The sequence below is a fragment of the Vibrio sp. 10N.261.54.E10 genome, assembly GCF_002877735.2.
Taxonomy (GTDB): domain Bacteria; phylum Pseudomonadota; class Gammaproteobacteria; order Enterobacterales; family Vibrionaceae; genus Vibrio; species Vibrio crassostreae_C.
This window is the reverse complement of sequence record NZ_MCXE02000002.1, coordinates 360,964-373,585: the sequence shown is the minus strand read 5'-3', so window position 1 is coordinate 373,585 and position 12,622 is coordinate 360,964. Positions and strand designations below refer to the sequence as shown.

The 12,622-nt window shown below is 44.3% G+C and carries 12 protein-coding genes; 6 read left to right on the top strand and 6 right to left on the bottom strand.

What is annotated here, in order from left to right:
• Positions 1-600: 600 nt before the first annotated feature.
• Complete coding sequence (locus BCU07_RS12915) at positions 601-1,794, top strand: acetate/propionate family kinase (protein WP_017064366.1); 1,194 nt, start codon at positions 601-603, stop codon at positions 1,792-1,794.
• Between the two features lie 268 nt (positions 1,795-2,062).
• Here BCU07_RS12915 and BCU07_RS12910 read toward each other — a convergent pair whose 3' ends face one another.
• The gene (locus BCU07_RS12910) at positions 2,063-3,028 is read right to left on the bottom strand and encodes a GlxA family transcriptional regulator (RefSeq protein ID WP_102428004.1); all 966 of its coding nucleotides are present in this window, start codon (positions 3,026-3,028) and stop codon (positions 2,063-2,065) included.
• Positions 3,029-3,142: 114 nt separating this feature from the next.
• Between BCU07_RS12910 and BCU07_RS12905 the strand changes: the two genes are divergently transcribed.
• Positions 3,143-3,934 (top strand): MBL fold metallo-hydrolase, encoded by a 792-nt coding sequence (locus BCU07_RS12905; RefSeq protein ID WP_102428005.1) that lies wholly within the window; start codon positions 3,143-3,145, stop codon positions 3,932-3,934.
• A 326-nt stretch (positions 3,935-4,260) separates the two neighbouring features.
• On the opposite strand, the gene BCU07_RS12900 is transcribed toward BCU07_RS12905, so the two are convergent.
• Positions 4,261-4,428, bottom strand: coding sequence for a hypothetical protein (locus tag BCU07_RS12900; RefSeq protein ID WP_017062447.1), 168 nt, complete (start codon positions 4,426-4,428; stop codon positions 4,261-4,263).
• 217 nt (positions 4,429-4,645) lie between these two features.
• Between BCU07_RS12900 and BCU07_RS12895 the strand changes: the two genes are divergently transcribed.
• A complete protein-coding gene (locus BCU07_RS12895) occupies positions 4,646-5,695 on the top strand; it encodes a cysteine synthase A (protein WP_102320367.1) in 1,050 nt (349 codons plus the stop codon).
• A gap of 96 nt (positions 5,696-5,791) precedes the next feature.
• Here BCU07_RS12895 and BCU07_RS12890 read toward each other — a convergent pair whose 3' ends face one another.
• Complete coding sequence (locus tag BCU07_RS12890; RefSeq protein WP_102428006.1) at positions 5,792-6,358, bottom strand: helix-turn-helix domain-containing protein; 567 nt, start codon at positions 6,356-6,358, stop codon at positions 5,792-5,794.
• Between the two features lie 97 nt (positions 6,359-6,455).
• Here BCU07_RS12890 and BCU07_RS12885 point away from each other — a divergent pair, with 97 nt between their 5' ends.
• A complete protein-coding gene (locus tag BCU07_RS12885) occupies positions 6,456-7,649 on the top strand; it encodes a benzoate/H(+) symporter BenE family transporter (protein ID WP_102428007.1) in 1,194 nt (397 codons plus the stop codon).
• Positions 7,650-7,762: 113 nt separating this feature from the next.
• Here BCU07_RS12885 and BCU07_RS12880 read toward each other — a convergent pair whose 3' ends face one another.
• Complete coding sequence (locus tag BCU07_RS12880; RefSeq protein WP_102428008.1) at positions 7,763-8,746, bottom strand: hypothetical protein; 984 nt, start codon at positions 8,744-8,746, stop codon at positions 7,763-7,765.
• A gap of 423 nt (positions 8,747-9,169) precedes the next feature.
• Here BCU07_RS12880 and BCU07_RS12875 point away from each other — a divergent pair, with 423 nt between their 5' ends.
• Positions 9,170-9,556 (top strand): hypothetical protein, encoded by a 387-nt coding sequence (locus tag BCU07_RS12875; protein WP_102333936.1) that lies wholly within the window; start codon positions 9,170-9,172, stop codon positions 9,554-9,556.
• A 147-nt stretch (positions 9,557-9,703) separates the two neighbouring features.
• On the opposite strand, the gene BCU07_RS12870 is transcribed toward BCU07_RS12875, so the two are convergent.
• Positions 9,704-10,636: a LysR family transcriptional regulator gene (locus BCU07_RS12870; protein WP_102428016.1), complete on the bottom strand. Its 933-nt coding sequence runs from the start codon at positions 10,634-10,636 to the stop codon at positions 9,704-9,706.
• Positions 10,637-10,836: 200 nt separating this feature from the next.
• Between BCU07_RS12870 and BCU07_RS12865 the strand changes: the two genes are divergently transcribed.
• Entirely contained in the window at positions 10,837-11,862 is a 1,026-nt protein-coding gene (locus tag BCU07_RS12865; RefSeq protein WP_102428009.1) for a zinc-binding alcohol dehydrogenase family protein, read from the top strand.
• 122 nt (positions 11,863-11,984) lie between these two features.
• Here BCU07_RS12865 and BCU07_RS12860 read toward each other — a convergent pair whose 3' ends face one another.
• The gene (locus BCU07_RS12860; protein WP_102428010.1) at positions 11,985-12,596 is read right to left on the bottom strand and encodes a CIA30 family protein; all 612 of its coding nucleotides are present in this window, start codon (positions 12,594-12,596) and stop codon (positions 11,985-11,987) included.
• Positions 12,597-12,622: the final 26 nt, after the last annotated feature.

Genomic DNA, 12,622 nt, shown 5'->3' with positions numbered 1-12,622 from the left:
CCTGTAACTATGCTTCGTCCATGAAACTAAGCATCGCGCCTAGAACGAATGTTAGTGCCAAAACTTAGCTGTATCGCGTTCTAAGCCTATACTAAAAGAACGTGCTACAAGATGCTGAAACAAAGAGTGAAGGCTATCTAAGCGTCGTTACAGTGCATCTATTCGTAGAGTTGTGCTCGAAGGCAATCAAAATAAGATCAGATCACTATTCTCAACTTCAGTGAGCTTTTTGATGCAAACACTGAGCAATTGAGAAATCAAGCAAAAAGTTATCGGTAATGATAAGCAGACGAAAGGGAAGGGTGGTTGTTTTTCAAGCGGATCACCTGCATTTGTTCGAGTCGCTTTAATTAACTGAATCAAGTTAAAAATAACGTGAGCACTCGTTTGCGTCACCTGTTCATTAATTTTCTTATTCAACTATTTTTTAATTCCGCTCTCGAAATAAATAATTTAATGACCAAGATCAACTTAATTGTGTTCATTTAGTGATTTTTTCAAAACAAAAGTTGAAAGATTCAAAAATTATTGAATAATGGGCTTAACTAAAATTGAAGTAAACACTTCATCCAATTCGTACTGAAACAGGATCCATATCCAATGTCTAATTCGTTTGTTCTGGTTATTAACTCGGGTAGTTCATCCCTAAAATTTGCTGTAATCGATTCTGTTTCTGGTGAAGCAGTATTAAGTGGCCTAGGGGAGTGTTTTGGTCTTGAAGATGCTCGTATGAGCTGGAAATTCCAAGGCGAGAAAACTGAAATTGCCATTCAAGGTGAAGATAACCACCACAAAATTGCCATTGGCAAATTGGTTGGCCTGATGGAAGACCTAGGCTTCACGGCTGATATCGTGGCTATCGGTCACCGTATCGTTCACGGCGGTGAGAAGTTCACTCAAACGGTTCGCATTACTGAAGAAGTAACGAACGAAATTGAAAGCCTATCTGACCTAGCTCCACTTCATAACCCAGCAGGTGCTATCGGTATCCGTGCTGCAATTGAAGCTTTCCCTTCTCTACCTCAGTTCGCTGTATTTGATACTGCTTTCCACCAAACAATGCCTCAACGTGCATTCACTGGTGCAATCGCAAAAGAGCTATACACAGACTTCGGCGTACGTCGCTACGGTTTCCACGGCACTAGCCACTACTTCGTTAGCCGTGAAGCTGCGAAGATGGTTAACAAGCCAATCGAAAAATCGAGCTTCATCTCTGTTCACCTAGGTAACGGCGCATCTGTATGTGCTATTAAAGATGGTAACAGTGTTGATACTTCTATGGGCTTCACACCACTTTCAGGCCTAATGATGGGCACACGTTGTGGTGACCTAGACCCAGGCATCATCGAATACCTACTTAAGAAAGGCTGGTCACAAGAGCAAGTATTTAACTCTCTAAACAAGGAGTCTGGCTTCCTTGGCGTGTCTGGTCTTACGAGCGATGCTCGTGGCATCTTAGAAGCAATGGAAGAGGGCCACGAAGGCGCTAAGCTTGCGTTTGAGGTGTTTACTTACCGCGTAGCGAAATACGTTGCTTCTTACCTAGCAACGCTAGATTCTTTAGACGGTATCATCTTCACTGGTGGTATCGGTGAGAACTCTCTACCAATTCGTCGTGAGATCTTAAACAACCTTAAGATTCTAGGTTTCGTTGAAGATGTAGCAGGTAACGAATCTGCTCGCTTTGGTGCTGAAGGGATCATCGCTAAGTCTGAAATGTTAGACGCAGTAGCAATGGTTATCCCAACCAACGAAGAATTCGTGATCGCCCAGCAGTCGGTTGAACTGCTGTAATTTTTTCAAAAACAGATAGTTAAAAGCGAGCTTAGTGCTCGCTTTTTTTGTGCTCATATGTTGGATAGACCATCGCTAAGTGGCCTTATAGCGAGATAGTCAAAACTCATTCTATTGATTTCGGCAAATCATTTTGTAGCTTCAAACTAGTGATGTTAGGGCTGGCTTGTGATGCCCCAAAAACGCCTAGAATTGAACTTGCAAGGTTTCAGATACAAAAAGTAATAGATGCGACGATCTAGCCCCATCGCCCTCAATGAAATTAAGACTATTGCTTGAATGTAGTGCGCCACTGAATCGGCGATACATGAAAAGCCGATTTAAAGTGCTTTCTGAATACACTGTCAGAGCCAAAACCCGCTTGCTCTGCAACTTGAGGTATCGATAGTTTCGTGGTTTCTAATAGACGTTGGCTAAACACCAAACGTCGATTTTGCAGCCATTCACCAAATGTACAACCATAGGTGGATTTAAACTGGCGTGTAAAGGTACGTTTACTCATCGCACAGCGCTCAGCGAGTTCATCTAGTGAATGAGACTGATTGAGACTCTGCTCAACCTGCTCAATCACAAGGTTAATACTTGTCTCTGTGAGGGGTTTTATGTTGACTGGTGCTGGTATGTATTGTTGCTGCCCACCATTACGAGATGGTGCAGTCACCATCTTACGAGCGAGATCATTCGCAAGCTCACTACCACACAAACGGCGCACTATGTGCAGACAGCAATCGAGTGAAGCTGCTACTCCAGCAGAGGTGATGATAGTCTCATGTTCAACAAATAGAGGGTTTGGGTCAAAATTCACCTTAGGAAATTGCTGCTGAAATTGTTCGGTAAATGCCCAGTGGCTTGTGGCTCGTTTGCCATCGAGAACGCCAGCACACGCGAGAACATAAGAACCAAGGCAGAGCCCTACCAGCAACTTCCCTTTATCATGATGATCTATTAACGCCTCTAGAAGTCGCTCACTTGGCTCTGGCAGGTCATTTGGCCAGCTTGGAATAATTATAATATCGGCTTCTTGGGTAGCACTTAGATCGCTATCGACAACCACACCAAATCCAGAGCTTGTTTCAAACCGCAAGCTGTTTTCGCTACAGGTCCTCAAGTTAAACCGAACCGGCTGACCGAAAAAGATATCTTGAAACACCAGACAGGGCACAGAGAGATGAAAAGCACTGATGCCTTCGAAGGCTATCATAGTAATTTTAATTAACTCGCTTGATTTGTTCATGAGTGTCTCGATTTGCGCGAACGTTGACTTTCAAGACAGTATCATAAGAAGTCGGAAAGTAGCATACTAAATCGTATAGAGAACATGACTTCTTAGTGAGTTTAGAGAGGCATTATGAAGATCCACCACCTACGTAGCGCAACTTTTATCATTGAATCTGGCGAAACATTTATCCTTATTGATCCTATGTTGGGGAAAAAAGGCTCTATGCCTCCGTTTTCAGTCATTAAGGCTAAGGCCGCGAAAAATCCAACCGTTGAGATGCCAAGTAATGCCGATGAGCTACTAAACAAGGTTACTCATACCTTAATTACTCACAGTCAAACACTTGGTATCAAGGCATTACAACATGGAGATCACCTAGATCCGGCAGGTGAGACGTTTTTAACAAGTCGTAATATCCCAGTTGCGACACCAGCCAAAGATAAGGCTTACCTAGACAAATATGACTTAACGGTAAATTGGGGAATTGAAGACTGGCAAACTATCGACTTTCTAGACGGAAAGCTCACCGCGGTTCCGGCTTTGCACGGCCATGGATGGATTCACAAGGTAATGGCTAATGGTGTTGGATTTTTCTTGGAGCTCCCCAATGAGCCTTCTATTTACATTAGCGGTGATACAGTTCTAACCGATGATGTAAAACGAGCGTTGACTGAGTTGAAACCTGATATCACAGTAGTCGCGGCAGGTCGTGCTCGTATGGACGTTGGTCAACCGTTATTGATGTCTATTGATGAGGTCATGGAGTTTATTCGCCTTTCCCCTAATAAGGTGGTTGCGAACCATATGGAGGCACTCAATCACTGTGCAGTGACTCGACCAATTCTTAAAGAAGCAATTGATAAAAACGGTTTGTCAGATAAAGTCCTTATTCCTGCTGATGGTGAGACCTTGGAGTTTTAGATACCTGAACTAATCCGGTGACTCCCGATTTAAGTAAATAGTCTAAATGATTTCTGTCCAAACCCGTGTTAATAGGTGCGATTATAATAGCTTGCCAACCAACGAAGAATTCGTGATTGCTCAACAGTCGGTAGAACTTCTGTAATCTGAACTGAAGTCTAAGCAAGAAAAAGACAATCAAAAGCGAGCCCAAGTGGCTCGCTTTTTGTGTCTAGTAAAGATGCGTCTGAATGTTTTAACAGGGGGATAGCCTACAAGGCGATCGTGAAACAGTTTTAGAACAGAGCTTAAATTGCGACTCATCGGGTGATCTGGAAGCGCTAAGGTTATTTAGTCCCTGAGCGGTAGTTTGGATCTGTCCAGCATCGAGGTAACTCTTCCCCTGACATAAACATCAGTTCGGACTTTTTAAACATCTCAGGGTCTTGCTGTTCTTCGCCTGCTTGAAACCGACCTTCGATACTGTCTTGAAATAAGTTGGTTAATTTGGTCATTTCAGTTACATCAACGAGGTCACCGGTTTTTTCTCTTTTAGAAACATTTTTTTGCCCTCAATCTAATCGGTCACCCCAAATTATAATTGCTATTTGGAAAATGAGAGTCTTTTCAATTCCGGCACTTCTTGACTAAGCAGACCCCAGAGCTACGCTTATGATCATCGACAACCCAATCGATGAACAAACTTATCCTCAACAAATAAATGGAGTCGCGATGTCATCTGCCCATATTGCAAACAATCTCAGTGAACTGATTGGCGATACCGATCTTGTTAGAATCAACAGTCTTTCAGAGATATCAGGTTGTGAGATTCTTATTAAGTGCGAACACCAGAACCCGGGTGGTTCGATTAAAGATAGAGCGGCACTTCAGTTGGTTATGGATGCAATAGAAGCCGGTAAGCTTAAGCCGGGAATGACAATCGTTGAAGGTACTGCTGGTAATACGGGAATAGGACTTGCTCTGGTCGCTAAATCCCTTGGTTACAAAATGTTGGTGGTGATGCCAAAAGGGCAGGCACAAGAGAAAGAGCGCATGATCTCGCTTTATAATGCTGAACTGTTATTGGTCGACCCTTGTCCTTTTGCAAACCCTGAACATTTTTACCACACGGCTAAGCGGATTGGTGTCGAAAATGAGAGTTATTGGTGGGCAGATCAGTTTGAAAATCTCAGTAATTATCGAGCGCACTATTTAAATACTGGACCTGAGATCTGGCAGCAAACACAGGGGAATATTGATGCTCTAGTTTCAGTGGTGGGGACGGGTGGAACCATTGCCGGAAACTCACACTATCTATCTGAGCAGCAACCCAATCTCGAAACTTGGTTAGTTGACCCAAATGGGTCCGGCATTTATTCGTTTCTACGTAATGGACACTATCAATCAACGGGAAGTTCGTTCACGGAAGGCATAGGGATCATGCGAACGGTTGAAAATTTCAGGCAGGCAAAAATCAATCGTGCTATCACGCTTCCCGATCAGGATTTGGTGACGATATCCCGCCTTGTTGCGGAGCATGACGGTATTCTTCTAGGAAGCAGTTCATCGCTGAACGTAGCAGGTGCACTATACGCTGCGGCTAGAATGGGGAAAGGGAAAACCATTGTTACATTTAGCTGTGACCTTGCTGAGCGCTCGTATTCGAAGCTGCACAACGAAACGTTTCTGAAAGAAAAAGAGATACAGCTTAATAAAGAAAACCTCTCTCAACTATGGGCTCGTTATCAAGCCGAAGATGGCAGTATGGTCGTCAACGTATAGTCGCTTTAAGTTAGTAACAGCCAGTGGTCTGCCAGCTCTTTCGTTAGCGCTGAACATCCGGTTAGAGCTAAACATCCGTTAGCACCAAATCCGGCACTATTGCTTGTTATTAGGGTAGTGAATCACATTATGAAATACGGCGTTTCCTTCACCGATATTTTTGTAGGCATGGGTCTGGTTGGCATTGAAGCGAACGGCTTGTCCTGCGCGTAACGTATGCCACTCATCATCAAACATCACGGCCATCTCTCCTGAAATGCATAAGATGTGCTCAGTGACGCCTGCGTTATGTGGGGCGGATTCATGCTGGTAATCGGGTGCTAGGGTGAGTTCGAATATTTCAAATCCTAGTGCTTCCTCAAAAGGAAACAACAAACTGACGAAAAAGCCAATGTTGTATTCCTCATGTCTTAGTTCGTTTGCGTCTCTGAATAAACTCGTCAGTTCACTGTTTGGGCTAGCAGTGATAAAGCTTGAAAGTGACACCTCGAACCCAGAAGCTATTTGCCAGAGCTTAGCGACTGTCGGGCTGGATTCTCCACGTTCAATTTGTCCTAGCATTGCTTTGCTTACGCCAGTTTCTTTCGCTGTTTTGTCTAAGCTCCAGCCTTTTTGTTGGCGAAGGCGTTTCAAATTAACACCAACTTTAATTTCTGTTTGCATATTTTCTCTAAAAGTTTTTACAAATAAGTTGTGCGTTATAGCGCACAGTGCTAGGTTTGGTCTATGGACGTTATAACGCACGCAAGAAGAGATTAACATGACTAAGCTAAAATTTTCTCACGTCAGTACCGGCTTTATCGCTGTTTTCATTGGTTATGCGAGCGCTGCGGCGATTATTTTCCAAGCGGCAATGAGTGCTGGAGCAACCGAAGAACAAGTGGCGTCATGGTTTTGGGCGTTGGGAGTTGGCATGGGCGTAACCACAATACTGCTTTCGTTTCATTACAAGAAGCCTGTGGTTACAGCGTGGTCGACGCCTGGAGCGGCGTTGTTAATCACATCTCTTGAAGGGCTGACAATGAATCAGGCTGTGGCCGTGTTTTTGTTCAGTTCGATGTTGATCACGTTAGTTGGATTAGCGGGGATATTTGAGAAAGTCCTAAAACAGATCCCAACATCGATTGCCTCTGCGATGCTCGCGGGGATCCTATTGCAATTCGGTTTGGGTTTGTTCACGTCGTTAATGGAAGAGGCACAAGTCGTAGCGGTCATGCTCGCTGTATTTATTCTGGCGAAAGCGCGGTTAGGTAATTTACTGATCCCAAGTATTTTCATTATCGCACTGGTTATGTGTGTGGGGTTTGGCAAACTCGATGTCAGTCAGGTAACTATGGGATTAACGACCCCGATGTTCATTACGCCCGATTTTGAGTTCTTTTCGTTGTTCAGTGTAGGTATCCCATTGTTTATAGTGACGATGGCTTCACAGAACTTACCGGGATTTGCGGTTCTAAAAGCGAACGGATACCAGGTCGATTCATCGAAGATCATTACCACCACTGGGGTGACAGGTTTGATCTTCGCGCCGTTTGGTGGCTTTGCGTATAACCTTGCTGCGATTACGGGCGCTATTTGCATGGGCCCGAATGCGGATGGCAATCCAAAGACACGTTACATGGCGGGGATCTGTATGGGCGGGTTTTACTTGTTAGCTGGCGTGATGGGGATGTCATTTGTGTCGCTGTTTAGCGCCGTGCCCTCCGAGATTGTCATTGCGGTTGCTGGCTTAGCGGTGATGCCGACCTTGATGAATTGCCTTGCGGTATCAATGGCAGACAGTCATTACCGAGAACCCGCATTGCTTACTTTCTTATTCACTGCTTCTGGTACTAATTTACTGGGAATCGGCAGTGCATTTTGGGGTTTGTGTATCGGGTTGTTTTGTTGCTGGTTACACAATTACAAAGCTAAGTCACGTGGAGCAAGCAAGACTTCGCAAACTTCGTCGTAATGAAACGACTCAAGATTATGATCAGGTTCGCTGTGAATTAGAAACACCAGCAAGTTGTTTGAGTAGTAAGCCCAGTCATACTTGTGACTGGGCTTGCTTACAAAGGAATAAAGCTACTTAACTTCGTATCTCAGTAGCACTTCATTATCGAGAACGACATTTGTCGACCAGATAAAGCTTGCGCCAGCACCACTGAATTTTTCGATAAAGTTCATGTACGCTTTTTTATTGTTCACGCCAATATCGTCTTCTGAATATACTGATGCTTGAGGCCAAGATGTTGAATCGAACTCTTGGTTCATCCAGTTGGTTGGTGTTTCCCAATGAGCGGCGTAGGCATCTTGACCGTGGTCAGTTCCTTCCGTGGTGCAGCTTTCAGAAAGACGCTTCCCGTCCACTTCACTCAAACAAGTCAGGTCATAAATCGGTGAGGTATAAAAGGTTTGTGCTTGCCATTCTGGTCCTGTCACGGTTCCGTCACTAAAGCTCGCGATAAAGCCACCATCGCCAGCGTGGTATGCCTTTCCGCGGTTATCTTCGCTGCCAAGACCTAGGTTTTCTTCCCAATCAATCACTTTCACCGCAATCGTGTAAGGCTTCTTCACCTTAAATTTGACGATGTTTGAGTTAAACGGTGTGAAAGGAACGGTGTCTACCACGATTAACTGGCCGTTGATATAAAGTTCGAAATAGTTATCGGCAAAAATATAACCTGTTATTTCTTCACCGTCTTGATCCACTATCGCTACAGGTACAGAGCTTTGATCGACTTCGGCTAGGCTGCTTGGTGTGGTGTTTGAGCACTCTTCATAAAGATCAAAGGCTTTTGGCCCTGTCGCAAAGTTGTTCTTGGCTGGAACCGTCCAAACCTTTCCTTCTGAGTCCATAATTTCCCCGACGCCCGCCACTCGGCTACGTCCGTTTGCACACTCAAAGAGATTCGATTCAACAGTGGTCGCCACACCTTGAGTAATACTCGCTGAGCCTTGGTAATCACTGATGTTGCTGACCGAAGGCGTATCTGATGATGGTGAGCAGCCTGTAGCGAGCAAAGCAACCGATGAAAGGGCAAGGGCTTGATATTTTTTGATGATCATTGATTGGGTATCCTAAATGGGTGATTTAAATAAGCGTGGTTCAAAATAAGCCAAGTGCAAGTAAGTTAATTGAAAACAAAGCTATTTCAAACAAATCCGAGCTAAGTAGCTAAGTAGCTAAGTAGTTAAGTAAGCCGTGAACTCATAGCTGATAGCTGGAACGACGAAACTAAGCAAGAGCCAAAGCAATTGTGAGGTACCACGCTTATTATTTGATGAGGCATATATTACCCGTACAAATGTAAACAAGCGTAAAGCTGAGTAAGCATGCGCAAAACAGCGCTTTTATAGGATGATCACATCAGCTTGCGCGGAGCTTGAAAAAATACTTAGAACGAAGCGGTTTCAGGTTGTGATTGAGATAGTATTTTGCTACAAAACGCGCATAATCTCGCTATACAACATTTAAAGAAGAATTTACCTATGACTACCTTTCAATACTACTTTCACCAACTGCCTTGCTTCGACTGTAAAAAAACGACAGTAAGTACTGATCTTGGTTGGTTAACGCCTGCGATGAAAGACGATGCTATCGCACAAGTGACAGCAACACTTGCACAAGGCGAGGTCACTCCTGATCTTTCAGCGGACGTGGTTTGTACGAAAGATGAAGCGCGTGAGTATTTACTACTGAACTTCTTCGGTTATTCAGAAGAAGAGCTAGCAAGCGGAATCGAAGCGGATGATGAAAAAGAAGTGGTAGACGAAATCGCAGAGCTAGTAGAAGAAGGTAAAGACACCATCACCTTCGAACATGAGATTGCTCTTCAGTGCTGTGCAGACTGCGATGTTGAAGACGAGTCAAACTAAGCTCTTGTATTAAGAGTATTAAACTAAGTACTCTTATTAAGGTTCATCATGAAGCTATGATGTTCTAATGATGAAAGGCGTTAGCGAATTGAGTTCGCTAACGCCTTTTTTGTCTCTCTGTTTCTTATCTTTAAGCGGCATTCAATCTTAAGATGTTGTGCTTTCTATGATGCCTTGTTTGCTCAGTTGCGAAAGGATCTCAGCGGTCTTCTCTCTGAATAAATCTCTCAGTAGACGCACAGTCGGGGTGATGGATTGACGACTTGGACACACTAACCACAGCTCGGTAGGGGTCGGCTTAAACTCAGGCATAACTTTAACCACTTCGCCTGAAAGCAGATGAGGTGACATGTCTAAACAAGATTTTATTGCCACTCCTTTACCCGCGATACACCAACGTCTTACAAGGTCTGCGTCGTTCGAAGCGCGATTTCCTTTTAGTTTCACTTTATGATCTTGAGTACCATCGTTAAACACCCACTCGTCTTGCAACATGTCATGGAGTTGGTAAAGCAAACCATTGTGCTGCGCTAAGTCACTCGGGTGTTTTGGTGTTCCCATTTCAGCCAAGTAGTCAGGAGCCGCACACAATATCCTCGGCACATCGCATATCTTAAAACCATACATATTGGCATCGGTCGGGGAGCCGTAACGCAGCGCCATATCGACGGAATCTCGGTAGAAGTCGATATTGCTATCGCTGATGCTAGTGCGAAGCGTCGCCTTTGGGTATTCAAGCAAGAACTCATCTAACCAAGGTGTGATTAGGTTGCGTCCTAGATCCGATGAAAGCGCTATGCGAATTTCACCGTCAAGAATACCGAGCTCTTCGCGCATATTGAGCTTTGCTTGCTCCAACATCTTTAAGGCTTGTTCGCATTCCGGTAAATAACGCTCGCCAGCTGAAGAGAGCCTTAGGTGGCGCGTGGTTCTTACAAATAACTCCGCACCGAGTGCCGCTTCAACACGTTTTACCGCTGCACTTGCTGTGGCAGTACGCATATCGAGGTTGGTGGCTGCAGCGGTGATACTGCGAAACTCCGCCACTTTCAAAATGACCTGTAAGTCTTCAAGAAGCATTTCGTTTCCCTGTTCTGAACCTTGAATCGGTTGTTCGGTTACCCATAAATTAGGCATTTTCAAATTGCTAATCTTAGTATTTTTCCTGCGCATATACATCTTATTATCAAAAATCATTTGATAATAATTCAAATATTAGGCGGTTTATCTAGAGTGAGAATTGACTAAGATTAACTCGTCTAATTCAAGGAGAAAGCACAATGTCAGTACCATCAAAAATGAAAGCTATCGGATTTACTCAATCACTTGCGATTACAGAGCAAGACAGTTTATTTGAGTTTGAAACGAGTCTGCCAGAACTAAAAAATAATGACTTGCTAGTAAAAGTGAGCGCGACTTCTATTAACCCTGCTGACGCAAAAATTCGTATTCGTAGTGCCAAAGACAAAACACTCGAACAACCAAAAGTGTTGGGCTATGACGCAGTCGGTGAAGTTGTTGGCAAAGGTGCTGACGTTGAAGGCTTCAAAGTCGGTGACCGTGTGTACTATGCGGGTGACGTAACACGCATGGGTGCTAACGCAGAATACCAAGCTGTGGACTACCGTATTACCGCTAAAGCGCCGAAGAGCCTTTCTGATGAAGCTGCAGCCGTTATGCCACTAGCAACGCTTACGGCATGGGAAGCGTTGTTTGACCGCCTGCGAGTTCGTCCTGAAGAGAAAAAATCTATCCTGATCATTGGTGGAGCGGGCGGCGTTGGTTCAATTACGATTCAACTGGCTAAGCAACTCACCAACCTAAATGTTATCGCAACAGCTTCAAGACCTGAAACGGAGCAGTGGGTAAGGGATATGGGTGCGGATCATGTGGTGAACCACCGTAACCTTGTCGAGTCTGTGCGAGAGCAAGGCATTCAACACGTCGACTACATCTTCAATGTTGCGGATACAAAAGGGCACTGGGATGCGATGGTTGAATTGATCGCACCGCAAGGCATGATCAGTTCGATTGTTGAATTTGATGGTGGCATTGACTTGTCAGCGCTGCAAGGCAAATCAGCAGGCTTTGTTTGGGAGCTGATGTTTACACGTTCACTGTTTAACACCGAAGATATCCAGAAGCAGCAAGACATCCTATTCCAAGCCGCGAATCTGATTGATGCGGGCCGTATTAAATCGACGCTAACCTCGACCCTAAATGGCTTTAGTGTGGAAACACTGAAAGATGCACACCAACGTATTGAAAGCAGTGCCTCGATTGGTAAAACAGCTATCAAATACTAATTGCTGATGTTTTAATCCGCCGTTGTTTTGAATTGTTGACGGTTTAAATAGAAGAAGCCCCTGATATCTGATTGCTAGTCAAAAGGTTTCAGGGGCTTTTGTTTGTTTTCAGTTTAGTCAGTTTAGTCAGCTTCTGGTGATGTGATAGGTTTCGATGTTCTGAAGTGAAGCTGTATTAGGTCTAGCTCAAAAGGCGAGGGCTCTTTGTCCGCAATCAAAAAAAATATTTGTTTGATGTCTCGTGCCTTAAGTTCCGGCGCATCGCTCAGTAGCCGACCTCTGAACACCGCTTGAAAATCATTGAAGTGGAACACCTTGTTAAGCCGCACTCCCTTTATCGTATCGAAATCGTGTTTGTATTGAACTCGATTACCATCTTTCGATGTTGTGAGCCTCAGTTGGTAGGTGCGACCATCACCAACGAAAACTAGCTCTGCGCTATCTATTTCATGGGCTGGTGATTCAATGGAGCGCTTTACAGAACTGAAACCACCATTGTTTTCTAACGATAGCTCGCCCCTAAATCGACTCATATCATCAAGATAAATGAGCCCGCCCGTTGAGATGCCACCCATTACATCGTCGTTGGTCGCTGTCCAATTCTTGTGTTCGTTCGGTTGTATAAAATCAATCATACCTATGCCTGCTACAGATACTTGAGACCATAAAAAGGAGAGGCTGATTACTAGCCACAAAGGGTGTCTTCGCTTAAGCAATGAAGCCGTTTCGTTCATGATTGTCTCCGTTAGCCGTTAGCCGT

Excerpts from the sequence above, each read along its gene's own strand:
- BCU07_RS12915 (WP_017064366.1), top strand. The coding sequence starts at position 601 with ATGTCTAATTCGTTTGTTCTGGTTATTAACTCGGGTAGTTCATCCCTA.
- BCU07_RS12910 (WP_102428004.1), bottom strand. The coding sequence starts at position 3,028 with ATGAACAAATCAAGCGAGTTAATTAAAATTACTATGATAGCCTTCGAA.
- BCU07_RS12905 (WP_102428005.1), top strand. The coding sequence starts at position 3,143 with ATGAAGATCCACCACCTACGTAGCGCAACTTTTATCATTGAATCTGGC.
- BCU07_RS12900 (WP_017062447.1), bottom strand. The coding sequence starts at position 4,428 with ATGACCAAATTAACCAACTTATTTCAAGACAGTATCGAAGGTCGGTTT.
- BCU07_RS12895 (WP_102320367.1), top strand. The coding sequence starts at position 4,646 with ATGTCATCTGCCCATATTGCAAACAATCTCAGTGAACTGATTGGCGAT.
- BCU07_RS12890 (WP_102428006.1), bottom strand. The coding sequence starts at position 6,358 with ATGCAAACAGAAATTAAAGTTGGTGTTAATTTGAAACGCCTTCGCCAA.
- BCU07_RS12885 (WP_102428007.1), top strand. The coding sequence starts at position 6,456 with ATGACTAAGCTAAAATTTTCTCACGTCAGTACCGGCTTTATCGCTGTT.
- BCU07_RS12880 (WP_102428008.1), bottom strand. The coding sequence starts at position 8,746 with ATGATCATCAAAAAATATCAAGCCCTTGCCCTTTCATCGGTTGCTTTG.
- BCU07_RS12875 (WP_102333936.1), top strand. The coding sequence starts at position 9,170 with ATGACTACCTTTCAATACTACTTTCACCAACTGCCTTGCTTCGACTGT.
- BCU07_RS12870 (WP_102428016.1), bottom strand. The coding sequence starts at position 10,636 with ATGCTTCTTGAAGACTTACAGGTCATTTTGAAAGTGGCGGAGTTTCGC.
- BCU07_RS12865 (WP_102428009.1), top strand. The coding sequence starts at position 10,837 with ATGTCAGTACCATCAAAAATGAAAGCTATCGGATTTACTCAATCACTT.
- BCU07_RS12860 (WP_102428010.1), bottom strand. The coding sequence starts at position 12,596 with ATGAACGAAACGGCTTCATTGCTTAAGCGAAGACACCCTTTGTGGCTA.